The 24,417-nt window shown below is 68.0% G+C and carries 21 protein-coding genes; 10 read left to right on the top strand and 11 right to left on the bottom strand.

Annotated elements, in window-relative coordinates; genetic code table 11:
* The first annotated feature begins 68 nt into the window (after positions 1 to 68).
* From AC6JAM_RS12905 to AC6JAM_RS12895, 3 genes are all read left to right on the top strand, one after another.
* Positions 69 to 1,754, top strand: coding sequence for an alkaline phosphatase D family protein (locus tag AC6JAM_RS12905; RefSeq protein WP_497934844.1), 1,686 nt, complete (start codon positions 69 to 71; stop codon positions 1,752 to 1,754).
* A 162-nt stretch (positions 1,755 to 1,916) separates the two neighbouring features.
* A complete protein-coding gene (locus AC6JAM_RS12900) occupies positions 1,917 to 2,708 on the top strand; it encodes a histidine phosphatase family protein (protein ID WP_134164083.1) in 792 nt (263 codons plus the stop codon).
* Positions 2,692 to 3,639 (top strand): NAD(P)H-hydrate dehydratase, encoded by a 948-nt coding sequence (locus AC6JAM_RS12895; protein ID WP_495635723.1) that lies wholly within the window; start codon positions 2,692 to 2,694, stop codon positions 3,637 to 3,639. The genes AC6JAM_RS12900 and AC6JAM_RS12895 overlap by 17 nt, the downstream gene beginning before the upstream one ends.
* Positions 3,640 to 3,816: 177 nt before the next feature.
* Here the strand turns inward: AC6JAM_RS12895 and AC6JAM_RS12890 are convergent, their stop codons facing one another.
* From AC6JAM_RS12890 to AC6JAM_RS12880, 3 genes are all read right to left on the bottom strand, one after another.
* A complete protein-coding gene (locus AC6JAM_RS12890; protein WP_018768837.1) occupies positions 3,817 to 4,239 on the bottom strand; it encodes an Hsp20/alpha crystallin family protein in 423 nt (140 codons plus the stop codon).
* Between the two features lie 528 nt (positions 4,240 to 4,767).
* Entirely contained in the window at positions 4,768 to 6,408 is a 1,641-nt protein-coding gene (locus AC6JAM_RS12885) for an FAD-dependent monooxygenase (RefSeq protein ID WP_497934842.1), read from the bottom strand.
* Positions 6,409 to 6,421: 13 nt separating this feature from the next.
* The gene (locus AC6JAM_RS12880; protein ID WP_497934841.1) at positions 6,422 to 6,988 is read right to left on the bottom strand and encodes a hypothetical protein; all 567 of its coding nucleotides are present in this window, start codon (positions 6,986 to 6,988) and stop codon (positions 6,422 to 6,424) included.
* Positions 6,989 to 7,135: 147 nt separating this feature from the next.
* Here AC6JAM_RS12880 and AC6JAM_RS12875 point away from each other — a divergent pair, with 147 nt between their 5' ends.
* The 3 genes from AC6JAM_RS12875 (at position 7,136) to AC6JAM_RS12865 (ending at position 10,991) form a co-directional block, all read left to right on the top strand.
* Positions 7,136 to 9,370: a S9 family peptidase gene (locus AC6JAM_RS12875; RefSeq protein ID WP_497934840.1), complete on the top strand. Its 2,235-nt coding sequence runs from the start codon at positions 7,136 to 7,138 to the stop codon at positions 9,368 to 9,370.
* A 213-nt stretch (positions 9,371 to 9,583) separates the two neighbouring features.
* Positions 9,584 to 9,790, top strand: a complete 207-nt coding sequence (locus AC6JAM_RS12870) for a hypervirulence associated TUDOR domain-containing protein (RefSeq protein ID WP_056392720.1) — start codon at positions 9,584 to 9,586, stop codon at positions 9,788 to 9,790.
* Between the two features lie 4 nt (positions 9,791 to 9,794).
* Positions 9,795 to 10,991: an NAD(P)/FAD-dependent oxidoreductase gene (locus tag AC6JAM_RS12865; protein WP_497934839.1), complete on the top strand. Its 1,197-nt coding sequence runs from the start codon at positions 9,795 to 9,797 to the stop codon at positions 10,989 to 10,991.
* On the opposite strand, the gene AC6JAM_RS12860 is transcribed toward AC6JAM_RS12865, so the two are convergent.
* The 3 genes from AC6JAM_RS12860 to AC6JAM_RS12850 are packed head-to-tail and all read right to left on the bottom strand — an operon-like array spanning position 10,988 to position 13,132.
* Positions 10,988 to 11,554, bottom strand: coding sequence for a GNAT family N-acetyltransferase (locus tag AC6JAM_RS12860; RefSeq protein WP_018768843.1), 567 nt, complete (start codon positions 11,552 to 11,554; stop codon positions 10,988 to 10,990). The genes AC6JAM_RS12865 and AC6JAM_RS12860 overlap by 4 nt on opposite strands.
* A gap of 5 nt (positions 11,555 to 11,559) precedes the next feature.
* Positions 11,560 to 12,720: an acetate kinase gene (locus tag AC6JAM_RS12855; RefSeq protein WP_497934838.1), complete on the bottom strand. Its 1,161-nt coding sequence runs from the start codon at positions 12,718 to 12,720 to the stop codon at positions 11,560 to 11,562.
* A gap of 55 nt (positions 12,721 to 12,775) precedes the next feature.
* Positions 12,776 to 13,132 (bottom strand): VOC family protein, encoded by a 357-nt coding sequence (locus AC6JAM_RS12850; RefSeq protein WP_497934837.1) that lies wholly within the window; start codon positions 13,130 to 13,132, stop codon positions 12,776 to 12,778.
* 111 nt (positions 13,133 to 13,243) lie between these two features.
* Here AC6JAM_RS12850 and AC6JAM_RS12845 point away from each other — a divergent pair, with 111 nt between their 5' ends.
* Complete coding sequence (locus tag AC6JAM_RS12845) at positions 13,244 to 13,534, top strand: hypothetical protein (protein ID WP_018768847.1); 291 nt, start codon at positions 13,244 to 13,246, stop codon at positions 13,532 to 13,534.
* Positions 13,535 to 13,620: 86 nt separating this feature from the next.
* On the opposite strand, the gene AC6JAM_RS12840 is transcribed toward AC6JAM_RS12845, so the two are convergent.
* The 4 genes from AC6JAM_RS12840 to AC6JAM_RS12825 all read right to left on the bottom strand — a co-directional run bounded on the left by AC6JAM_RS12840 (position 13,621) and on the right by AC6JAM_RS12825 (position 18,590).
* Complete coding sequence (locus tag AC6JAM_RS12840) at positions 13,621 to 14,820, bottom strand: fumarylacetoacetate hydrolase family protein (protein WP_056392711.1); 1,200 nt, start codon at positions 14,818 to 14,820, stop codon at positions 13,621 to 13,623.
* The gene (locus tag AC6JAM_RS12835) at positions 14,817 to 16,346 is read right to left on the bottom strand and encodes an aldehyde dehydrogenase (NADP(+)) (protein ID WP_223992597.1); all 1,530 of its coding nucleotides are present in this window, start codon (positions 16,344 to 16,346) and stop codon (positions 14,817 to 14,819) included. The genes AC6JAM_RS12840 and AC6JAM_RS12835 overlap by 4 nt, the downstream gene beginning before the upstream one ends.
* Positions 16,343 to 17,692 carry an L-fuconate dehydratase gene (locus tag AC6JAM_RS12830; RefSeq protein WP_497934835.1) on the bottom strand — a complete coding sequence of 450 codons (1,350 nt, stop codon included), beginning with the start codon at positions 17,690 to 17,692 and terminating at the stop codon, positions 16,343 to 16,345. The genes AC6JAM_RS12835 and AC6JAM_RS12830 overlap by 4 nt, the downstream gene beginning before the upstream one ends.
* 172 nt (positions 17,693 to 17,864) lie before the next feature.
* Complete coding sequence (locus AC6JAM_RS12825; RefSeq protein WP_043424825.1) at positions 17,865 to 18,590, bottom strand: GntR family transcriptional regulator; 726 nt, start codon at positions 18,588 to 18,590, stop codon at positions 17,865 to 17,867.
* A 270-nt stretch (positions 18,591 to 18,860) separates the two neighbouring features.
* Between AC6JAM_RS12825 and AC6JAM_RS12820 the strand changes: the two genes are divergently transcribed.
* Positions 18,861 to 20,192, top strand: coding sequence for an MFS transporter (locus tag AC6JAM_RS12820; RefSeq protein ID WP_018768852.1), 1,332 nt, complete (start codon positions 18,861 to 18,863; stop codon positions 20,190 to 20,192).
* Between the two features lie 78 nt (positions 20,193 to 20,270).
* On the opposite strand, the gene pta is transcribed toward AC6JAM_RS12820, so the two are convergent.
* Entirely contained in the window at positions 20,271 to 22,397 is a 2,127-nt protein-coding gene (pta, locus tag AC6JAM_RS12815; protein ID WP_497934834.1) for a phosphate acetyltransferase, read from the bottom strand.
* Positions 22,398 to 22,586: 189 nt separating this feature from the next.
* Here pta and AC6JAM_RS12810 point away from each other — a divergent pair, with 189 nt between their 5' ends.
* The gene (locus tag AC6JAM_RS12810) at positions 22,587 to 23,057 is read left to right on the top strand and encodes a hotdog fold thioesterase (protein ID WP_018768854.1); all 471 of its coding nucleotides are present in this window, start codon (positions 22,587 to 22,589) and stop codon (positions 23,055 to 23,057) included.
* A 6-nt stretch (positions 23,058 to 23,063) separates the two neighbouring features.
* A complete protein-coding gene (gene paaK, locus AC6JAM_RS12805; RefSeq protein ID WP_497934833.1) occupies positions 23,064 to 24,416 on the top strand; it encodes a phenylacetate--CoA ligase PaaK in 1,353 nt (450 codons plus the stop codon).
* Position 24,417 lies beyond the last annotated feature (1 nt).

The following is a 24,417-nucleotide window of genomic DNA, read 5'->3' as shown; positions in this document are numbered from 1 at the left end:
AGCAGCGGCTTACCCGGGGTTCACCGGCGGGACAGAGTCTGTGCGCCCGCCGGAGCGAACCTGAGGGCATGACTGAGAACTCCCGCGCCACCGTTTCACGCCGCACCGTCGTCAAGGGGTCGGTCCTGGCCGCCGCGCTCGCATCCGTCCCGGCCGCTGCCCAGGCAGGCACCACACCGTCAGGCGTTGCGCTGGTCCGCAACCGCCTGACCCTGCCCAGCGGCATCGCCACCGGCGACGTCACCTCCGATTCAGCCGTCCTGTGGTCCCGCGCGTCCAGCGCAGGCCGGATGACGGCAGTCCTGCGGGCCGTGGACGACGGCGGCCAGGTCCTGCGCGGGCGCGGCGCCTTTGAGCGGGTGCTCCGCGGGCCCCGGGCCACCCAGGCGTCCGATTTCACCGCCAAGATCCATGCGGGAAACCTGCCGTCCAACACCCGCTTCGCACTGGAAATCAGCTTCGAGGACGACGGCGGGGCGGCCGGCGAGACGGTCCGCGGCAGCTTCCGCACGGCGCCGGACGCCGGAACGATCAACGGCACGGGCCGCACCGGTGGCACCAGCAGCGGCGGCGACGTCCCGGCGTCGTCTGCGCAAAGCTTTGTGTGGACCGGCGACACCGCTGGCCAGGGGTGGGGCATCAACGAGGAGATCGGCGGGATGCGCGGCTACCGGGCCATGCACCAGACCCGCCCGGACTTCTTCATCCACTCCGGCGACACAATTTACGCCGACGGGCCCATCGCCGAAAGCGTGGTGGAAAAGGACGGCCAGGTGTGGCGGAACCTGGTGACAGAGGAGGTCTCCAAGGTGGCCGAAACGCTCACCGAGTTCCGCGGCCGGCACCGGTACAACTCCATGGACGCCAACATGCGGGCCATGTTCGCTGACGTCCCCGTGATCGCCCAGTGGGACGACCACGAGACCCACAACAACTGGTACCCCGGCCAGATCATCGATGACTCCCGATACACGGTGCGGGACGTCAACACCCTGGCTGCCCGCGGCCGGCAGGCATGGCAGGAAAACATGCCCATCGCGGACAGCTCGGCCGTCTGGCGCCCGGGAACGTTCGACGACGCCGGCCAGTACCAGCCCGCCCGGATCTACCGGAAAATCAGCCGCGGACCGCAGCTGGACGTCTTCTGCCTGGACATGCGCACCTTCAAATCGCCCAACACGGACGGCAAGGAGCCTTACGCCACCTCCATCCTGGGCCAGGAGCAGGTGGACTGGCTGATCCGCGAAGTTTCGAAGTCAAAGGCGACCTGGAAGGTGATCGCCGCGGACCTGCCGCTGGGCATCGTGGTGCCGGACGGCCCGGTCAACCAGGAGAGCCTGTCCAACCGCGACGCCGGCGCCCCGTTGGGCCGTGAGCTGGAAATTGCCGCGGTGTTGAGCGCCTTCAAGCGCAACGGCGTGAAGAACACGGTGTGGCTCACCGCCGATGTGCACTACTGCGCCGCCCACCACTACTCCCCCGAACGGGCAGCCTTCACCGGCTTCGATCCGTTCTGGGAGTTCGTGGCCGGGCCCATCGCCGCGGGATCATTCGGCCCCAACACGATGGACGGCACGTTCGGGCCCGAGGTGGTGTTCTCGAAGGCAGGGCGCTTTGCCGGGGAGTCCCCGCGCGGCGGCGAAAACCAGTTCTTCGGGCACGTCCAGTTGGATGCGGACAACAGCTTCACCGTGAGCCTTCGCAACGCCAACGGAGCCACGGTGTTCTCCAAGGTCCTGACGCCGGAGCCGTAGCTTCGGGTCCCCCGCGGCACTGTTGCTGCGCCGACGGCGGCCGCGCACCCATGGTGCGCGGCCGCCGGCGGCCGTTATTTTCCGCCGCCCCCTGGGTACGCCGTTGGTAGTGTTCCTGCAATCGGCACGGCATTTCGGGCACGGCGAGGACGGGGTGGTTTCTTGAAGGGTGAATCAGCAAACGACGACGGCCTGACGGAGGCCGTCCAGCAGGCCGGGGCCGTGGAGCTGCTCCTGATCCGGCACGGCGAGAGCGAGGGCAACGTGGCGGCCACCGAGGCCCGTGCGGCCGGAGTGGAGGTCATCGAGGTTCCGGCCCGTGATGCAGACGTGGACCTGTCGGCAACCGGGAGGGAACAGGCCAAGGCGCTGGGTATCGCCCTGGGCCGGACCGCCGGGGAGTTCCGCCCTGACGCCGTGGTGTCCTCCCCCTATGCCCGTGCCCGCCAGACCGCTGAAATTGCGGTGGAAACAGCCGGCTGGCCGCTGCAGGTGCGCACGGACGAGCGGCTCCGCGACCGCGAACTGGGCATCCTGGACCGGCTCACGCGGCTGGGCGTGGAGAGCCGCTACCCCGAGGAATCCGAACGCAGGGATTGGCTGGGAAAACTGTATTACCGGCCGCCGGGAGGGGAATCCTGGGCGGACGTGGCGCTGCGGCTGCGGTCCGTCCTGGCAGAGCTGAACGGCCTGGGCAACGGCCAGCGGGTGATGCTGGTGTGCCACGACGCCGTGATCATGCTGTTCCGGTACGTGCTGGAGGGGCTGAGTGAGAAGGAACTGCTGGACCTGGCAGCCACGGAGGCCATCCTCAACGCCTCGGTGACCCGGTTCGTCCGCCCCTCCGGCGTTGGGCCGTGGACGCTGGAGAGCTTCAACGTGGCCGACCACCTGGCCGAGCAGGGCGTCACCGTCACCGAGCATGCCGGAGACACCAGTGTCCGGCCGCGGTGAATCCTCCGGCGCCACCCTGGTGACGCCGTCGCTCCTGCGGGACTGGCCGCTGCCGGCACCGGGCGCGGACAAGTATTCCCGTGGCTCAGTGCTGGTGGTGGGCGGTGCCCGGGCCACCCCCGGCGCCGCCCTGCTGGCCGGCACGGCAGCGCTGCGCGCGGGCGCCGGAAAGCTGACCCTGGCCGTTGCCGGGTCGGTGGCCGTCCAGCTGGGGGTGGCGCTGCCCGAGTGCGGTTCCATCGGCCTGCCGGAGACTGCCGGCGGCTCGGTCAAACCGGAACTGGACAGCATCCACTCCTACGTGGACCAGGCGGATGCCCTCCTGGTGGGGCCCGGCCTGGACGACCCCGACCTTGCCGGTGAACTGCTGGAGGCGTTGCTTAAGCGCGAGGCCGGCGGCGACCACGGCGGTGGCGGCAACCCCGGTGGTGGCGCCGGCAGCAAGCAAGGCGCCGCCGTCGTCCTCGATGCCTACGCGCTGGCCGCGCTGGTACACCTGGAGGACCAGTTGGACCCGTGGCGCGGCCGCCTCATCCTCACACCGAATCCCACGGAGGCCGGCATCCTGCTGGGGCGGGACACGGATGACCTCGAGAAGGACCTGGCCGAAATCTCCGAACGGTTCGACGCCGTGGTCAGCTGCCAGGGGCTGATCACCCAGCCGCCAGGGCTGAACCCCGACGAACCGGACCTGTGGAAGATCACCACGGGGTACGGCGGACTGGGCACCTCCGGCAGCGGGGACGTGCTGGCCGGAGCCATTTCCGGGGTCCGTGCCCGGGGAACCAGCAGCGCGCAGGCAGCCTGTTGGGGTACCCACCTGCACGCAGCCGCGGCAGACAGGCTGGCCAGCAGGCTGGGCCCGTTGGGGTTCCTGGCCCGTGAACTTGCCGACGAACTGCCGGCGCTGATGCTGGAACTGGGCACCTGACCCTTGACGTGGACCGCCCGGACATGCGGACGGCCCCCGGCCAAAGCCGGGGGCCGCCGTGTCGGGAGGTCAGGGCCTACGCTGCCGTCGCGCTGTTTGGCGCTGTGGCGTGCACAGAATGGCGATTCGCCCCAAAAAGGCAGTCAACAGATATGGCCGCCTCCCGGTCCTTAAGGTCTAGGCAGCGATTTCCTGCTTTTCCCCCTTCGTTTCGATTTCGATCTTGCGCGGCTTGGCCTTTTCGGCGACCGGGATCCGCAGCGTCAGGACACCGGCGTCATAGCTGGCCTTCACCTTCTCTGTGTCCAAGGTGTCGCCAAGAATCAGCTGGCGGCTGAAGACGCCGCGCGGCCGCTCAGCGGCAATCAGCTCGGTATCCTTGCCAGCGGGATCGGGCCGCTCCGCCCGCACCGTCAGGACGTTCCGTTCGACATCCAGGTCCACCGAGTCCGCCGTGACACCCGGCAAATCAAAGGCCACGACGAATTCCTGGTCCTCGCGCCATGCATCCATCGGCATCGCCGCCGGACGTGCAGTGGTTCCGAGGACTTGCTGGGTTAGCCTGTCCAGCTCGCGGAACGGATCGGTTCGCATCAACATGGCTTCCCTCCTCGTGAGAGTTGATCCAACATCCACGTCAGTCGATCTATATTCGCTGACATAGATTTTTTAGCACCGTGGAAGCAGGTCCGCAAGGGGTTTGGGTGCCGATTCCTGAAGAATTTTTCGGTCCTGCAGGCTTCGGATTTCCGCCTTTACCCGGGCACACGGAAGGGGCCTCTTGCACAGCTCCTGCTGTGCAAGAGGCCCCTTCCGGACTAGGTTCTGGCTTCTCCGGTCAGTCCCTGGTGGGGTCCGGACGCAGCGGTGCGGGCCCTGGATCCGGGACGGGCAGCGGGCCTGGGGGCGCCGGTGCGGGGAACGGATTGGGAGACGGCGGGCCGGGCGGGCGCGGCTGGGTGGGATCCGGCGATGTGGGCTCCGGACCGGGTTCGGGCGGAAACGGCTCGGGTTCGTGCACTGGCGGGATGGTCATGGAACTTCCCCTCTCACGCTGGGCGGATGTGCCTTGAACTGAACAGAATACGCCTGCGGCCCGCCGGCAACTACCCTCCAGTCCGGCGCCGTTTAGTACAGCGCTGATTGGTCCGGGACGGCGCCGACCAGCCGCAGCCAGCCGCGCAGCTGGGCGGAGCCTGCCTCCCCGCAGCGGAAACCGACGTACCCGTCCGGACGGACCGCCACAACGCCCCGGCCCGGGTGGCTGTCGAGGCGGTGGACATGGAGCAGGGAACCGGGTCCCGCCCCTGCCCGCAAGGTGGGGCTCCCGCCAAAGGCACCAGGGCCGGCGTCGCGTTCCAGCAAAAGGTGGACGCCGGGCACGGCGGTCAGTTCGTGAAGGCGGGCCGCCCGCCCGCCGACCGTCACGGGCCCATCCGGCAGCCGCTCGCCGGGCCTCGGCCACCCGGCGGCGCGCGGCGTGCCGTCCCGGGAGATGGCACTGTTCCGGTAGCGAACGAATGGCTGGGACAACAGCCTGATGCCCTGGGAGGTGAGCCACTGCCGGCGGAGCAGCACCGGCAGGACCGGAGCGAAGACGGGCAGGAGGCTCCGGGCCAGGCGGGCCACCGGGTGCGGCGAGGCTTCGCCGAAGAAGATGACGTGCGTCAGCGCCAGCACGCGCCGGGCCGCGAGCCGCCGCTCGTGCCCATAGGTTGCCAGCAGTTCCGGGAGCGGCCCGCCTGCCGTCGAGGCGAAACCGAGCTTCCACCCGAGGTTGAGCGCGTCCAGGATGCCGTTGTTCATGCCCTGCCCGCCCGCAGGCGAGTGGGCGTGCGCGGCGTCGCCGGCGAGGAAGAGCGGAGTGTTTCCGAACGTACTGGCCAGGCGGTGTTGAAGCGGGACTTGGGCCGACCAGCGCACGTCCCGGACCGCAGCACCCAGTTCCGACTCCCCCATCAGGCGGGCCACTTCATCCGGCGGAACGGGCGGACCCAGCTGGCCGAAGCCGGCGGTGGATTGCGGCAGCGCCGGCCGGGTGGCCAGCATCCGCCAGGTGGCGCCCTCGCCCAGCGCGAAGAGGAAGGCCAGTCCCCCGGTCCCGACGGCCACGTGCAGCAGGCCAGGGTCCAGGGCGCCATCAAGCTCCAGGTCTGCCAGGACCGCCTCCACCCGGTACGGGGCACCCCGCCACTGCGCGCCGGTGAAGCCGCGGACCGTGCTGGACTGCCCGTCGCATCCGGCCAGGAACCGGGAAGCGTGGCCGCCGGCTCCGCCCCCGGCGTCGCGAAGCTCCGCATGCACCAGGCCAGGCCCCGGACCACCGCCGGTATCCAGGGTGCCCTCCGGTCCCAGTCCGCAGAACTCCACGCCCCAGTCCACCGGCACGCCCCTGGCCTGCAGTGCCTGCCAGAGCACGTCCTCGACGTCGGCCTGCCGGACCAGGGTCAGGTGCGGAAAGGCGGTATCCGGGAGGTCCGCGTGGCCCAACCGGGCTTCGACCACGCGCCGGCCGAAGTGTATGCGTGCCAGGGGCGTGGTGTCGGCCCGGTCCAGCAACGCGTCGGTCACGCCCAGCGGGCGAAGGCCCTCCAGTGCCCGTGCATGCAGCATCATCGCCCGGGACGGCCTGACACGGTGTTCGCGCCGGTCCACCACCCGGACCGTGGCTCCGTGGGCGTGCGCCTGGAGGGCCGTGGTGAGCCCGGCGGGACCGGCGCCTACCACCAGAAGGTCGGTGTCCGCCGTCGTGCGTTGCCTGCCTGCCATACCCGCCCGGCCGTCATGCCGGGCCGAGAAGCCGCCACCAGGCGTGGTCCTGGGTGGCTGCTGCTTCCTGCATCCGGGCGGGGTTTGCGAGCACCTCGTCGCGGCGCAGCCCGGGAACCACTTTGTAGCTGATGGACCCGGGGACGCTCACCAGTTCCAGGACGCGCCAGAGGGCCGCAGCATAACTTCGCGCCCGCTCGGCACCGTCCCATTCGTACAGGCCGCGGTAAGCGCCGAAGGTGTCGTGGGCGCACCACAGCTTGGAAACAAAGCCCGGGAACCCGACGAAGAGCGGGGTGTTCAGCAGGCTTTCCGCCTCGAATAGCCGGTGCGCCCGGCCCCGGACCAGGCGCAGCGTGAAGGCCACCACCAGGATGCAGGGCTCGCCGGGCTGCCGGTCGACGGCGGTCTCCCGGTAGACCCGCGAGGTGCTGCCGTCAGCGAAGCGCAGCACCCGGCCCACGTTTTCCTTGGGAAAATGCACCTGCCTGCGGACCAGCATCACGCACGACGTTCCCATGCAGCGGGTCACCGCCAGCCATGCTTTGGCGCGGGGAGCCGGTCCGGATTCGGGGGTCATGGTTTCTCCTTTTCCCTGCAGGACCCTTTCAGGGTGCCGGGAACCGCGGGCAGGATCCCAGAGTCTTTCGCCCCATTCGGGGCGTCCCTTCTCCCCCGGTAGCGAACGGCCTGCCGACTTGTCCGGGCTGGTCTATATATTGAATCCATGACCTCCACCTCCCTGCAGGATTCCACCGGCACTGCCACCCCGGCGCCCCCGGTTGCCAAGAAGATCCCCACCGAACGCACCCACCACGGGGAGACGTTCGTGGACAACTACGAGTGGCTGCGGGACAAGGAATCGCCGGAGGTCGTGGAGCACCTGCGGGCCGAAAACGCGTACCAGGAAGCCGTCACCGCGCACCAGGATCCGCTCCGCGAGGCCATCTTCCAGGAGATCAAGGGCCGCACCCAGGAAACAGACCTCTCCGTTCCACACCGCAAGGACGGCTGGTGGTACTTCAGCCGCTCCGCGGAGGGCAAGGAATACGGCATCCACTGCCGGGTCAAGGCGCAGGACACCGGAGACAAAGTGGCGGACTGGACTCCGCCCGCCGTGGAACCCGGCCTGCAGATCCCCGGCGAGGAAATCCTGCTGGACGGCAACGTGGAAGCCGAAGGCAAGCCGTTCTTCTCCATAGGCGGCACCGCCGTCACGGTTGACGGCACCCTCTATGCCTACGCAGTGGACAACTCCGGAGACGAACGCTTCACCCTCCGGATCAAGGACCTCCGCACCGGTGAACTGCTGCCGGATTCCATCGAAAACATCTTCTACGGCGTGGCGTTCTCCCCGGACGGCACCCGCATCTTCTACACAGTGGTGGACGAGTCCTGGCGCCCGTACCAGGTGAAGGCGCACGTCCTGGGCACACCCGTGGCCGACGACGTTGTGGTGTACCAGGAGGACGACCCCGCCATGTGGCTGGGCTTCGAGCTCTCGGCGGACCGGCGCTACCTGGTGCTGGGCATTGGATGCTCGGAGTACAGCGAAACCCGGCTGCTCCGTTTCGACGACCCCACCGGGACCGTCAGCACGGTGATCTCGCGGGATGAACGCATCCTGTATGAGGCCGAGCCCTTCCTGCTCGACGGCCCCGACGGGAAAACCGAGAAAATCCTGCTCACGCACAACCACGGCGCCATCAACTCCATGGTCTCCCTGGCCGACGCGGAAGAACTCCACAAGCCGCTGGCAGAACAGACCTGGCAGACCGTCGTGGAACATTCCGGCGACGTCCGCGTCAACGGCGCCGGTGTCACCGCCACGCACCTGGTCGTGTCCATCCGCAAGGACACCATCGAGCGCGTCCAGGTGATGGGGCTGGCCGGGCTGGGCACGCCTGCGGAGCAGGCGCCGGTGGAGCCGGCGTTCGACGAGGAGCTGTACACGGCGGGGGTGGGCGGTTCGGACTACGAGGCACCCGTGATCCGGCTGGGCTACACGTCCTACTTCACGCCGTCCCGCATTTACGACTTCGTCCTGCCCACCCCGGAGCAGCCCACCGGCGAACTGCTGCTCCGCAAGGAGAGCCCCGTGCTGGGTGGCTATGACGGAAGCGATTACGTGGCCACCCGGGAATGGGCCACCGCAGGTGACGGCACGCGCATCCCGCTGTCGGTCCTGCGGCACAAGGCCGTCAAACAGGATTCGACGGCGGCCGGCCTGGTGTACGGGTACGGCTCCTACGAGATGAGCATGGACCCCGGCTTCGGAGTAGCACGGCTGTCCCTGCTGGACCGCGGTGTGGTGTTCGTGATCGCCCACATCCGCGGCGGCGGCGAGCTGGGCCGGCACTGGTACGAGGACGGCAAGAAGCTCACCAAGAAGAACACCTTCACCGACTTCGTGGACGCCACCGACTGGCTGGCGGACTCGGGCTGGGTGGATCCCTCCCGCATCGCCGCCCTGGGCGGTTCGGCCGGTGGACTCCTGATGGGTGCCGTGGCCAACATGGCACCGGAGAAGTACGCGGCCATCGTGGCGCAGGTGCCGTTCGTGGACCCGCTCACCAGCATCCTGGATCCGGACCTGCCGTTGTCCGCGCTGGAGTGGGAGGAGTGGGGCAATCCCATCACGGACCCGCTGGCCTACGCCTACATGAAGTCCTACTCCCCCTACGAAAACGTGCGGGCGGTGGCCTACCCCAAGATCGCCGCGGTGACGTCCTTCAACGACACCCGGGTCCTGTACGTGGAGCCGGCCAAGTGGGTGCAGGAACTGCGGAACAAGACCACGGGGTCCGAACCTATCGTGATGAAGATCGAGATGGACGGTGGCCACGGCGGCGCGTCCGGACGGTACGTGCAGTGGCGCGAGAGGGCCTGGGACTACGCCTTCATCGCCGATTCCCTGGGCGCAACAGAACTGCTGCCCGGAGCCGGCCTGAAGCAGGACTGAAACGTACGACGGCGGGCGCGTCCCGCCGTCGTACGCTTTCCTTCGCCAGCCCTGCGGCAGGCACTGCTTCAGGGCTGGTTCCCTTCGCGACGGGACCGCCGCCCACCTGCTCAGAGGCGGTGACAGAGGAATTCCCTGTCAATGCGCCCATAAGCTAACCATGCTTACTATTGGGGGGCACTTGTTTTCCGCAGGGATCCCAGAGGAGCAGGCATGTCATTGAGCAAGGGAACGCACGTGGAGTGGAACACTTCGCAGGGCAAGACGCACGGCAAAATCGTCGAAAAAAAGACCAGCGACTTTGAACTCGACGGCAACACGCACCGCGCCAGTGAGGACGAACCTCAGTATGTGGTGGAGTCGGACAAGACGGGTGCGCGGGCGGCGCACAAGGCATCCGCGCTGACCGAGAAGAAGTAGCGCCGTGGCTGCCCAGCACGAGGTAGTCATCATCGGCGGCGGAAACGCCGGCATCTCCCTGGCGGCCCGGCTGCAGCGGTACGGCGTTAAAGACGTGGCTGTGATCGAGCCCAAGGACCATCACCTCTACCAGCCGCTCTTTTCGCATATCGCAGGAGGCCGCGCCCAGGCGCAGGAAGCCATCCGCTCGCAGGAATCCGTGACGCCCCAGGGCGTGACGTGGATCCATGACGCCGCCGCGGGCATTGACGCCGCCGCCAACACGGTCACCCTGGCGTCCGGTTCCACCGTGGCCTACGGGCAGCTGGTGGTGTGCCCCGGGCTGCAATACGACTGGGACGCGGTACCGGGCCTGGCCGAGGCCGTGCACTCGCCCTCCGGCGCCTCCCACTACGAGTTCGAACTGGCGTCCAAGGCCTGGACGCTGCTCCGCAGCATGACGTCCGGCACCGCCGTTTTCACCATGCCGGCGGGCCCCATCAAGTGCGGCGGCGCTGCCCAGAAACCCATGTACCTGGCCTGCGACTACTGGCGGGAACAGGGCCTCCTGGACCGGATCCGCGTGGTGATGGTCCAGCCTTACCCCACCGTTTTCGGGGTCCCGGAGGTGGACCGCGAACTGGACCGCAAGATTGCGGAGTACGGCATCGAACTGCGGACCAACAGCGAATTGGTTGGCGTGGATGCTGCAGGCCAAACAGCCACCATCCGGGATCTTGCCGCCGGTACCGTGGAGAACCTGCACTACGACGTCCTCAACGCCGTCCCGCCGCAGTCGGCCCCGGACTGGCTCAAGGCCACGGACCTGCCGGCCGCCGGTGACACGGGCGGCTTCGTGGAGGTGGATTGGCAGACCCTTCGGCACCTCCGCTACCCCAACGTGTGGTCCCTGGGCGATGCCGCAGGCACCACCAACTCCAAATCCGGCGGGGCGCTGCGCAAGCAGACCAAAGTGGTGGCCAAGAACCTGGTGGCAGCCCGGAAAGGCAAGCGGCTGCCGGCGAAGTACAACGGCTACTCGGTGTGCCCGTTCACGGTGTCACGGGCCACGGTGGTGTTCGCCGAGTTCGATGACCGTTACCGCCCCATGCCCACCATTCCGCGGGTGCCCACCTGGAACGAAAGCAAGTTGTCATGGGTTGTGGACCGGGACCTGTTCCCGAAGATCTACTGGAACCTGATCCTCAAGGGCAGGGCCTAAAGCTCACCGCCGGAACCGATGCGCCATTCATCGGCCAGGATGGCATAGATGAGCTCGGTGGCCCACTGGCCCTTGTAATGCCACTTGTCGATGTGCCGCGCCTCCAGCCGCATGCCCAGCCGGCCGCATACTGACGCCGACGCCACATTGAGTTCATCCAGCCGGGCTTCAATCCGGTGCATGCCCAGTTCCCCGAAGCCCAGATGGAGCATGGCCCGGGCGGCCTCCGTGCCGTAACCCTTGCCGCGTGCTCCGGGCGCCAGTGTCCACCCGACTTCGCCCTGGCCGAGTCCCGGCAGCCATTTGAGCACCACCTCCCCCTGCAGCCCGGGCTCATTCGCTGCCTCGATGGCGAGGGCCACCCAGTCGCCCTCCTTCTCGAAGGCAAAGTTGGCGTACCGGCCCACCCGCTCCATCGACTGGGTGTAGCTCTTGGCCGGGCCGGGCAGGAACCGGGCGGTCTCCGGCAACGAGTGGTAGGCGTGGAAGGCTTCAAGGTCACCGCCGTCAAAACGGCGGAGTACCAGCCGTTCGGTGCGGATCGGCAGGGAAATGTCAGGCATGGGGCTTATCGGCCGGCGGAGACGACGGCGGCTGTTGCCTCTGCGATGGCGCGTTCCTCATCCGTGGGGACCACCAGGACGGGAATCGCGGACGAGGGCGTGGAAATGACGCGCGGTTCCTTGGACCGCCGGGAGTTCAGGCCGCCGTCGAGCTCGATGCCCAGGGCGCCCAGCCGGTCCGCCACCTGCGCCCGGAACTGGGAGGAGTTCTCGCCGATCCCCGCGGTGAACACCAGAGCCTTGGCCCCACCGACGGCCACATGGTAGCCGCCGATGTATTTGGCCAGCCGGTAGGATGCCACCGCGAGCGCCATCGTGGCTTTTTCGTCACCGGACTCGGAGGCTTCCACCACCGAGCGCATGTCGTTGTTGCCGGCCAGGCCCTTCAGCCCCGATTCCCGGTTGAGCATGGTGTCGATGTCCTCGGGCGTCCAGCCGGCGCGGCCAAGGAACACCAGGATGGAAGGGTCAAGGTCGCCGGAGCGGGTGCCCATGACCAGGCCCTCCAGCGGGGTGAAGCCCATGGAGGTGTCCACCGACTTCCCGCCGCGGATGGCGGTCACGGAGGCACCGTTGCCCAGGTGCGCGATGACGCCGTCGAACTCCTCAGCGGGAAGGTCCAGCAGGGCGGCCGACCGGCGCGCCACGTACTCATGGGAGGTCCCATGGAAACCGTAGCGGCGGATGCCGTGGTTGGTGTACAGCTCGTCCGGGACGGCGTAGCGCCACGCGTGCTCGGGCAGGGTGCGATGGAAGGCGGTGTCGAACACGGCCACCTGCGGCATTTTGGGCCACTTTTTGGTGATGGCACGGATGCCCAGCACGTTGGCGGGGTTGTGCAGCGGCGCCAGCGGGTTGAGGCGTTCGATGGCGCGGGTGATCTCGTTGTCCACCAGGACGGGTTCGGCGAACCGCTCGCCGCCGTGGACCACCCGGTGCCCCACCGCACCGAGCTCAAGGCCGCCCAGTTCCCGGTGGATGGCCGCGTCCACCTGCTCCAGCGCCTCCGCGTGGTCCCGCGGGCCCTCGATCTCGCCGTCCCCGCCGCCGCCGTTGCCCATGCCGATCTTCTCGATCAGCCCCTCGGTGAGGACCGTTCCGGCTGCCACGTCACGGACCTGGTACTTCAGGGAGGACGAACCGGAGTTGATGACGAGCACGAGCATGCGGGGCCTCCTCAGCCTGGCGTCTGCAGTTCAACCCCCACTATAGGTTGAGCCGCTATCGGTCGGTGAGCAGCAGCGTGTTGCCGTCCGGGTCCTGCGCCGTGAAGAAGAGGCATACCTCCGGAGACCCCTCGATGGCACCGACCGGAACACCGCTTTCCGCCAGCACGGCATGCGTTCCAGTCAGGTCGTCCACCATGAAATTGCAGGTTGCCCACGCCAGCCCGGGGGCGGCCTTGATGCCGCTGTCCGGGCCAATCAGCGTGACGGACGCGGTTCCCGCAGCGGTGAGGACTGCTGAGAAGGTGTTCGCCTCCGCGACGCTGAGTCCAAGAAACCGGCGGTACCAGTCGGCCGCGGCGTGTGGGTTGCGGACAGGGATGAAGGCAGTGGTGATGGCTGTACCGGGCATGCCAGCGATGTTAGCCGAGGGGAACATCGGGTCGGGCCCTTCCTTGCGGATCAGGCCCCGCTGTGACTATGGTCGGCGGACAAGGCTGGACCACGCCGAGAGGACAATTCCATGACGAACGAGCCCAATTCGATCGACGAGAACGACCCCACCAACACGGGATCCAGCAGCACCGCCCCGCTCAACGCCGGAACGGGATCCGGCGGCAAGGGTGATCCCACGGGAGTGGAGGGCGCCAATCCGGCCCTGGACGACACGGGCAACCTCAAGGCCGCAGAAACCGGGGAAGCGCCGGAGGCGCCCGAGAACCGGGAGGACCTGGACCTCACCCCGCAGGGCCTCTCCGACGAGCCTGCCAAGGAAGAGGATCAGGAGAGCCTGGCCAAGCCGGACAACAGCTAAGCACCGCAGGCACCAAAGCACCCCATGAACAACGTACGACGTCGGCACTCACCAAAGTGCCGGCGTCGTACGTTGTTGCACCACAGCTAGGCCCGCGCCTCCTGCTGCTGCGCGGCCAGGTATGCGAACAGCCGGCGCAGGCCGAATGACCACTCCGGCAGTTCCTCACAGGGCCCCACCCGGTTGATCAGGGCACCCAGGTGCCGGCTGCGGATGGTCACCCGGTCACCGTGTTTGTGGGTGAAGCCCTGTCCGGGCACGTCGCGGTCCTGTGTGGGCGCAAACAGGGTCCCCGTGAACAGTGCGAATCCGTCCGGGTACTGATGGTGCTTCCCGTGCGTCGCCGCCACGAGCTCCTCGAAGGGCCGGCTGATCCGGGACACGCTGTTCCGGCCCTCCAGCAGGTAGCCGTCCGGGCCTTCGACGCGCAGCAGGATCTCCTCGCCGCGCAGCGTATCCAGGGTGAATTGGCCGTCGAACAGCCGGATCAGCGGTCCCAGCGCGCTGGAGGCGTTGTTGTCCTTGGCCTTGCCCAGCAGCAGCGCGCTCCTGCCCTCAACATCACGCAGGTTCACGTCGTTGCCGAGCGTCGCACCCACCACTGTGCCGCCGGAGGTGGCGATCAGGACCAGCTCCGGCTCCGGGTTGTTCCAGGACGAGAAGGCCGGGATGCCGATGCCCGCGCCCAGGCCTACCGAGGAGAGGACCGGGGCCTTGGTGAAGACTTCCGGGTCCGGACCGATCCCCACTTCCAGGTACTGCGACCACAGGCCTTCGGAGATCAGGACGCGTTTGGCTTCGGCGGCTTCCGGCGATCCCGGCCGCAGGGCGGAAATGCTTCCACCCAGGGCGCGGCCCACCAGTTCCCGGACCCCGGCCGCGCGTCCGGCGTCGCCGGCGCAGCGCTCCTCGATGACGCGCTCGATCATGCTGTCCACGAACGTGACGCCGCAGGCCTTGATGACCTGGAGGTCCACGGGGGCCAGCAACCGGGTCCGGGTGCTGTCACCCTCCAGGGACGCCTTGACGACGCCGGCCGTGTCCCAACGCGGTTCCGCCAGGCCGGGATCTGCCAGGGCTGAGCGGACGGCGGCAGCGGGATCGGGCAGCTCCAGGAGATCCGCGACCGTTCCGGCCAGGCGGTGCAGGTCAAAGACGCTGCCCCCGCTGACGGCCACAACGCGTGGTCCCCCGCTCTCCACATCCCAGACCCGCCCGATCAGCAGGGCCTGGTCCGCGTCCTCGGGGAGTATGGCGTGGACGTCTTCCGGGCCTGTGGCGTTCATTGCTTGTCCTCCTGGGTGGCCACAACCCCGGCTGCGGCGCCGGATGGGCGCTGCCAGACGCCATCCACCCTTTGCGGAACCTGCCAGGGATTGCTGTCCTGCAGGGGTTCGGGCAGCCGGTCCGCGGGAAAGTCCTGGTATGCCACCGGCCGCAGGAACCGGCGGACCGCCGCCGTGCCCACCGACGTGGTGGCCGAGGTGGTGGCGGGGTATGGCCCGCCGTGGTGCTGGGCGTAGCTGACGGTAACTCCCGTGGGCCAGCCGTTCCACAGGACCCGGCCGCTGATGTCCGCCAGCCGGGCAGCGAGCGCGGCGACGTCGTCGTCCGCTTCCGCCTGGAGCGTGGTGGTCAGCTGCCCTTCCAGCAGCCCGGCCAGGTCCGGCAACCCGGATTCGTCGTCGTACGCGACCACCAGGCTGGCCGGCCCGAACATCTCCTGGCGGAGCAGCTCCGGATTCTTCCGGACCTCGTCGGCAGTGGTGAGCAGGACGGTGGGGGCCGGCTCCTCGGCAAAGTCGCCTTCCACCAGGACGTCCACGCCGTCGGTGTCCCGGAGCCGGCTGACGGCATCGCAGTACCCGTCGTGCAGGCGGGGGCTGAGCAGCCGGGCGGGCGTGAAACCTGCCAGGGCCTGCGCCAGTTCGCGGCGAACGTCATCGGCCTGCCCCGCGGGGACGAACAGCAACCCGGGCTTGGTGCAGAACTGGCCCATGCCCAGGGTGAACGAGGCAGCATAGCCGGCGAGGATGTCCGCCCGCCGCGCGGCCCAGGCCCTGCCCGTGACGAAGACGGCGTTGATGCCGCCCAGTTCACCGAAGAACGGAATGGGCTCCGGGCGGGCAGCGATGCGGTCGAGCAGGGCGCGGCCGCCCGCGGTGGAGCCGGTGAAACCGATGGCTTTCACCTGGGGGTGGTCCACCAGCGCCTCGCCTGCCTGCCGCCCGGTCACCATGGAGAACAGGCCCGACGGCGCACCTGCACCTTCCAGCGCATCGATCACGGTCCGCGCGGTCCGGGCCGCAAGCCCGGCGTGGGCGTCGTGGGCTTTGTGGACGACGGCGCAGCCGGCCGCCAGGGCCGACGCGCTGTCCCCGCCCATCACGCTGAACGCAAAGGGGAAGTTGGAGGCGCCGAAGACGCCCACGACGCCGAGCGGGACGTTGTAGCGCCGAAGGTCCGGGCGCGGGCCCATGGGCCAGTTGGGGTCGGCGTGGTCGATGGTGGCGTCGAAGTGCTCCCCGAGGCGGATTTCCGCCGCGAAGAGCCGCAGCTGGAACACGGTGCGCTTCAGTTCCCCTTCCAGCCTGGCCGTCCCCAGGTGTGTTTCGGCCACGGCGGTCTGCACAAGTCCCGCAGCGTCCTGCTCCAGGCCGGCGGCAATGGCTTCAAGCCAGCCGGCGCGCCGGTGCGGGTCCGCCAAACGGGCCTGCTCGAAGGCACGGTGGGCGGCGCCGACGGCGGCGTCGAGCTCCCCTGCGGTGGTGGGTCCGGCGAGGACGGCCGTTGCGTGGGGAGCCGCGGTCATCGGCCGGCTCCTGCCGCCGCGGCCAGGGATCCGCCGGTGACGGCGGCCCGGTTGCCCACTTCCTGCCAGCCTGCGCCGGTGGGGAATTCCCAGCGGGCGCGGGAGGCGGTGAGCATCTCGGCGCCCGTGCCGGGCAGTGCCGGGGCGGCATAGCGGCCGTCGATGATCCGGACGGGTTCGGCAAAGTGCTCGTGCAGGTGGTCCACGAATTCGATCATGCGGTTTTCCTGGCTGCGGCCCACCACGGCGTAGTCGAAGAAGGAGAAGTGCTGGACCAGTTCGCACAGGCCCACTCCCCCGGCGTGCGGGCAGACGGGGACCCCGAACTTGGCTGCCAGCAGCAGGATGGCGATGTTCTCGTTGACACCGGCCACACGGGTGGAGTCCAGCTGCAGGACGTCGATGGCGCCGGCCTGGAGGAGCTGCTTGAAGACGATCCGGCTCGCCACGGCCTCTCCGGTGGCCACCCGTACGGGGGTGACACCCTTGCGGATGTCGGCGTGGCCCAGGATGTCATCCGTGCTGGTGGGCTCTTCGATCCAGTAGGGGTTGAATTCGGCCAGCTGGTTGACCCACTCGATGGCCTCGGAGACTTCCCAGCGCTGGTTGGCGTCAATGGCGATGGGCAGGGCGCCCACCGCCTCACGGGCCAGGGCCATGCGCCTGCGGTCGTCGTTGATGTCGCCGCCCACCTTGAGCTTGATCATGGAGAAGCCTTCCGCGGCCGCCTCCTTGCTCAGCCGGACCAGTTTCTCGTCGCTGTAGCCCAGCCAGCCCGGGGAGGTGGTGTAGGCGGGGAACCCGTTGTTCCGGAGCGACTCGATGCGCTGGGCTTTGCCTTCCTGGCCGGCGCGGAGGATCTCCAGGGCTTCCTCGGGGCTGAGGGCGTCACGGATGTGGGTGAAGTCCACCACGCTGACCAGTTCCTCCGGTGTCATTTCGGCAAGGAGGAGCCACAACGGCTTGTTTTCACGGCGGGCACGGATGTCCCACAAAGCGCTGACCAGGGCGCCGCAGGCCATCTGGGTCACGCCCTTCTCGGGTCCCAGCCAGCGGAGCTGGGAGTCGTGGACCAGGAGCCTGGACGCGCCGCCCAGGTCATAAATCAGCTCGTCGATGTCGCGGCCCACCAGCAGGCGTGCGTAGGCGTCAATCGCGGACGTGAGGATTTCATTGCCGCGGCCGCAACTGAAGATGAAGCCGTGGCCCTCATCGCCCGCGTCGGTGCGGATGACAACGTAGGCGGCGGAGTAGTCAGGGTCGACGTTGACCGCATCGGAACCGTCAAGTTCGAGGGATGTGGGGAAACGTACGTCCTGGGTCTTGATGGACGTGATGGAAGGCATGGAACTCAACTTTCGGTTTACGACTGCTGGGAGGGGAAAGATTCGATTCCTATACGAATTTCTAAAATCATATAGGACATGTGATCCAGGTCAAGACCTGCCCGGCAGGCGTTCGCTTGCCCGGGCACACAAAAGCCCCGGCCCTGCGGGGCCGGGGCTGCGCCGCACTGGGCTAGCCGGTGATAATCCGCCTGCGCGGCGGACCGCTGTCCTCCAGGGGGGCAAGTTCACCTTCGAAGGCCTGGGCAAACCTGTCGAAGGAGTTGCGGATATGGGTGGTCATGGCCGCCTCGGCCCGCTCCGGATCGCAGGCTTCGATCGCCTCACGCACGGCCGTATGCTCAGCCACCGTGATGGCGCCGTCCACATCTGCGGGGTAGAGCCGGAAGGTGTGCAGGTGGCAGTGCGTCTGGGCAAAGGCGTGCCGGACCACCGGATTTCCGGAGGCGGCCAGGATGGTGTCATGAAAGCGGGTGTCGTGCGCCACCAGATCCTGCCTCAGGTCCTTGCTGCGCTTCATGGTGCCCCGGAAGCCCGCCAGCTCCTTTTCCAGCGCGGCGGCCGGATTGGCAAGGCGGTCCACCGCCGCCGCCCGTGCCGCCCAAGGCTCCACCAGGAGCCTGAACTCGAACAGCGAGCGCAATTCCGGCAGGTCCAGGAGCGGGGTGGTGCTGTAGCCGCGGCCGGGGTTGTACACCACCAGGTTGTCGCCCTCGAGCCGCTGGAGCACCTCACGGACCGGGGTCTGCGAGACGCCAAGGCTGCGGGCCACGGCATCAATGTTGATGCGGGTGCCCGGAGCAATCCCGCCGTCCAGGATGGAGGCGCGCATGGCCGTGTAGACGTCGGGAACGGCTGCTTTGCCGCGCGGAACTTCGGATGGTTGACGTGGGGGCACGCAATTACCTCTTGAACTGGAGTGGACCGGGTTGAACCGGGGCACCCGGTTGCACGGGCGCCGGTTGGAGTGAAGCTGCTGGGGGAATCATAAGCCACCCGCCGCCGGCAGCTTCTCCGCAGGCTTTCCAAAAGCAACACTTGATCTGGATCACAAAATCTATATGATTAACCCGATTCCTATATGATTTTGGCGCAGATATCTTCCGCGTCTCCCCCTCCCGCACGTGCGCACCGCACCCGAAGCCATGTATATGTCGAAGGAGACCGCATGACTACGCTCGGAAGTAAAACAACCCTTGGCACTCCAGCCCGGCAGCCCCGCCTGATGACCCGCAAACGCTGGGTGATCATCTGGCTTGCCTTCATAGGCCTCAGCATCAACTACCTGGACCGTTCCAGCCTCAGCGTCGCACTGCCCTTCATGGGCAAAGACTTTGAACTCAGCGCCACCCAACAGGGCCTGATCTTTGCCGCCTTCTTTTGGGCCTACGACTTCTTCCAGCTCGCAGCGGGCTGGTACGTGGACAAGGTAGGCCCGCGCCGCTCGTTCTCATTGGCCGCCGTGTGGTGGTCCGTCTTCACCATGGTCACCGCCGCCGCATCCAGTTTCTGGTCCCTCTTCGCGGCGCGCTTCCTCCTCGGGGTGGGTGAAAGCCCGGCGCCCAGCACGGCCGCCAAGGTGGTGGCCACCTGGTTCCCGGTCCGCGAACGCGCCTTCGCCACCAGCATCTGGGACTCCGGCTCGCGCGTCGGGGCCGTCATCGCCCTGCCGATCGTCACCCTGATCGTCGCCTTCACCTCCTGGCACGCGGTGTTCATCATCATCGGTGTCCTTGGAATCATCTGGGCCGCCGTGTGGTGGAAGTACTACCGCGGCCCGGAGGAGCACGCCGGCGCCAACGCCGCCGAAGTCAGCTACATCCAGGACGGCGGCGCCCGCGGCGCGGCAAGCGACGACGAAAGCGCGGCCAAACTCCCCTGGCGTTCGCTCTTCAAGTACCGCACCATCCTGAGCATGATGTTCGGCTTCTTCTGCCTGAACAGCGCCATCTATTTCTTCATCACGTTCTTCCCCAGCTACCTGGTCAAGGAACGCGGCTTCGACCTCCTCAAGCTCGGCTTCTTCGGCGCCATCCCCGGCATCTGCGCCGTCCTGTTCGGCTGGCTGGGTGGCTACCTGGCCGACCGTGCCGTGCGCGCCGGGTCCCCGGTCAGCAAGGTCCGCAAAACGGCCATCGCCGGCGGCCTGGCAGGCGGCTCCGTCATCATGTTTGCCGCACTGGTCCCGGAAGCCTGGATGGCCCTTGCCCTCCTGTCCGTCGCCTACTCCAGCCTCACCGTGGCGGCAACCGGAATCTGGTCCCTGCCGGCGGACGTTGCCCCAAGTTCACGGCACGTCGGCTCCATCGGCGGCCTGCAGAACTTCGCCTCCAACCTGGCCGGCATCTTCACGCCGATCCTGATCGGCGTGCTGGTGGACCAGACCGGATCCTTCGTGGCGCCGCTGGCCGTCATCGGCGCGATCTCCCTCATTGGCGCAGCCAATTACCTGTTCGTCATTGGCAAGATCGAGCCGCTGAAGGTCAAGGCAGCCGCCTAGGCCTTCCCAGCCGCCAGGCAAAAGTACGACGCCGGCACTTACCAAAGTGCCGGCGTCGTACGTTTTCTGCGTGGTGCCCTAGGAGGCCGGTGCCTCTGCAGAGACCTGCGCCTGTTCCTGCACCTGGGCTTTCGCAGCACTTTGCGCCTGGATGGCGGTGATGGCCACGGTGTTCACGATGTCCTCCACCGTGCAGCCGCGGGAGAGGTCGTTGACCGGCTTCCGCAGCCCCTGCAGGACGGGGCCCACGGCAACGGCACCCGAGCTCTGCTGCACCGCCTTGTACGTGTTGTTGCCGGTGTTCAGGTCCGGGAAGATGAACACCGTGGCCTGCCCCGCCACCGAGGAGCCGGGCATCTTGGACGCGGCAATGGAGGCATCCACGGCGGCGTCGTACTGGATGGGGCCTTCCACGGCAAGGTCCGGGCGGCGCCGGCGGACCAGCTCGGTGGCCTGCCGCACCTCGTCCACCGCCTCACCCGACCCTGAGCCTCCGGTGGAGTAGGAGAGCATGGCAACACGCGGCTCCACGCCGAACTGGGCGGCGGTCTCGGCCGAGGCCAGGGCAATGTCCGCCAGCTGCTCCACGTTGGGGTCCGGGTTCACCGCGCAGTCGCCGTAGACCAGCACGCGGTCCGGCATGAGCATCAGGAACACCGAGGACACGATCTTCACGCCCGGCCGGGTCTTCACGAACTCCAGGGCCGGGCGGATGGTGTGCGCCGTGGTGTGCGCCGCGCCGGAGACCATCCCGTCCACCACGCCCAGCTGGACCATCATGGTGCCGAAGTAGCTCACGTCCTGCATGATCTCCAGCGCCTTGGGCAGGTCAACGCCCTTGTGCGCCCGCAGTTCGGCGTACTTTTCCGCGAACTTCTGCCGCAGCTCGGAGGTGGCAGGGTCAATGACGTTGATCCCGGTGAGGTCGATGCCGTTCGCGGCGGCCAGTTCCCGGACGGCGGATTCGGGGCCCAGCAGCGTCAGGTCGCAGACATCGCGGCGGTGCAGGATTTCGGCTGCGCGCAGGATCCTGACATCGGTTCCCTCCGGCAGGACCACGTGGCGGCGCTGCGACCGGGCCCGCTCGATGAGGTCGTGCAGGAACCGCAGCGGGGTCATCCGCTCGGGCCTGGGCAGGTGCAGGCGCTCCACCAGTTCGGCTTCATCCACCCGCCGGGACCAGAGCCCCAGGGCGGAGGCCACCTTGCGCCGGTGCCCGGACCAGATCTCGCTGCGGACCTCGGAGACCCGGCGGGCGGTCTGGTAGGTGTCATCTCCGGTGGCGAACACCGGGAACGGTGCCTGCGCCAGGAGCGGGTAGATGTTGGCATCCGGGGCCAGGCCGCCGGTGAGGATGAGCGCCGACGCCACCGGGAACTCGGGTGAGAAGGAGGATGCCAGGCAGGCCACCATCACGTCCGCCCGGTCCCCCGGCACGATCACCAGGGCGCCTTCATCCAGCACGTTCAGGAAGTTGCCCACATTCATGGCGGCCACCTTGATGTCCCTGACGTCGCGTTCCATGTCCGGCGTGCCGGCGATCTGCCGCACGCCCAGCGCCATGGCCACCTCCCCGGTGGTGGGCCGGGCGATCTCCTCCAGTTCCGGCAGGATGTACACGGGCCGGCCGGAGGCACCGGGCTTCAGGGCCGCCGCAATGGCGTCCAGGTCATCGGCGTTTGCCCGGTTGACCATGATGGCCAGGAGTGAGCACTTTTCCGCGGCAAGTTCCTTGCGCGCCACTTCGACGGCGGCAGCGGTCTCCGGAACGGTCCGCCCCTTGGCGCCCACAACGGCCACCACGGGCGTGGCCAGGTTGTTGGCAAGCCGGGCATTGAGGTCGAATTCGACGGCGGAGTCCTGGCCCACCAGGTCTGTGCCTTCGACGATCACCACGTCGCAGAGGCGGGCGATGTCGGCGAAGATCTCCACGCACCTGGCGTCGATCTCGGCCCGGTTTCCCTCCGCGAGCAGCGTGCGGACCTCCCCGTAGGTCAGGCCGCCGCGGCACCGGTCCTCGTCCAGGGCGAACCGGGACTTCATCAGCGCCACCATGGGGTCCTCGGCTGCCGAGGGGCCGTGGACCACGGGCTTGAAGAAGCCGATCCGGTCCGCGTGCCGGTGCAGGGTGTCCGCCAGGCCCAGGGCTACCAGGGACTTGCCCGAGCCGGGGGTGGTTGCGCTGACGTAGATGCCTTTGGCCATGGTCCGCCCTTTGCTGTTCTTGCTGGTGCAGGTCCTCCCATCCTTGCACTTCAGGCCCCGTGGCGCGCGCCGCCGTCGGGCATTCCACCCCGGATGCCTTCCCGGCCAACGCACGCTGCCCTTGACACCGGACCCCCTCATGGGATTACCTAATGAACATTCGGTAAATAAAGCTGGAGGCAATGACGCATGGCTGAAGCAACACTTTCCGGGGCCACCCACCCCATCCTGGAAAACGACTACGCCTCCGAATGGATGGGAATCCAGGTCCTCGCCCTCAGCGACGGCCATGCAACCATCCGGATGACCCTCCGGCAGGAAATGCTCAACGGTTTCGGGATGGCCCACGGCGGAATGATCTTCGCGTTCGGGGACACCGCCTTCGCCCTCGCGTGCAACCCCATCCACCCTGCACCCGGCGAGGAAGGCACCATCACCGTGGCCTCCGGCGTCGACATCAACTTCCTCAAGCCCGCCTTCCGCGGCCAGGTGTTGACCGCCGTCGCAGACCGCCGCTCCAGTGCCGGGCGAAGCGGCCTGTACGACATCCAGATCTTCGCGGCCGACGCCGCCGCGCCGGCTTCCGAAACCCAACCCAGTTCCCCGGGCGAGCTCATCGCCGAGTTCCGCGGACGCAGCCGCACCATTCCCAAGAAGTAGGAAACCATGACCCTGCATGCCCCCGAAACCCCCGCCGCTGCCGGCATCGACCCCGGCCTGGACCGCGAGGAAACCATCTCCCGCGATGAGCTCGAGGCCCTCCAGCTCAGCCGCCTGCAGCACACGGTGGCCTACGCCTACGAGCGCGTGCCGCTGTACAAGCGCAAGTTCGACGACGCCGGCATCCACCCCAACGACCTGCGTGAACTGAGCGACCTGGGCAACTTCCCGTTCACCACCAAGGACGACCTGCGCAAGGAGTACCCGTTCGGCATGTTCGCGGTACCGCAGCACGAAGTGGCCCGCGTCCACGCGAGCTCGGGCACCACGGGCCGCCCCACCGTGGTGGGCTACACCAAGCAGGACCTGGCAGACTGGGCGAAGCTCGTGGCCCGCAGCTTCCGCGCCTCCGGCATCCGCCCGGGCATGAAGGTCCACAACGCCTACGGCTACGGCCTGTTCACCGGCGGCCTGGGCGCCCACGCCGGGGCCGAAGCCCTGGGCTGCACCGTCATCCCCATCTCCGGCGGCCAGACCGAACGCCAGATCCAGCTGATCCAGGACTTCAAGCCGGACGCCATCCTGGCCACGCCCACGTACCTGCTCACCATCGCCGACGCCATGGCCCACATGGGCATCGATCCCGCCTCCACATCGCTGAAGTATGCGGTGCTGGGCGCCGAGCCGTGGACCGAGGAGATGCGGCATGAACTTGAGGTCACCATGAACCTCAAGGCATGCGACATCTACGGGCTGTCCGAGGTCATGGGCCCGGGCGTGGCCGGCGAGGCCGTGGAGACCCAGGACGGCAGCCACATCTGGGAGGACCACTTCCGCCCCGAAATCATCGACCCCTTCAACCCGGTGGCGGGCAAGGAGAACGTCCTGCGCGACGGCGAACACGGCGAGCTGGTGTTCACGTCCCTCACCAAGGAAGCGCTGCCCATCATCCGCTACCGGACCAAAGACCTCACCCGCCTGCTGCCCGGCACGGCCCGCCCAGCGCACCGCCGGATGGGCCGCATCACCGGCCGCAGCGACGACATGATCATCCTGCGCGGCGTGAACCTCTTCCCGTCCCAGATCGAGGAAATCGCCCTGCGGATCCCTGAGCTCAGCCCGCACTTCCAGCTCGAACTCACCCGCCCCGAAGGCCAGCGGATGGACCAGCTGACCGTGCGCATCGAGCGCCGCGACGCGGTGAGCATTGAACAGGGCACGACGGCGGCACGCACCTTGAAGGAGCAGATCAAGATCCACGTGGGTTCTTCGTGCACGGTGGACGTGGTGGAGCCGGGGTCGCTGGAGCGGTCCAACGGCAAGCTGCGCCGGATCTACGACCTGCGCCCAAAGGGCTAGG

The sequence above is a fragment of the Arthrobacter sp. GmRoot5-12 genome (assembly GCF_059739365.1).
The sequence above is the reverse complement of the archived record's forward strand: the minus strand, read 5'-3'. Positions and strand labels throughout refer to the sequence as shown.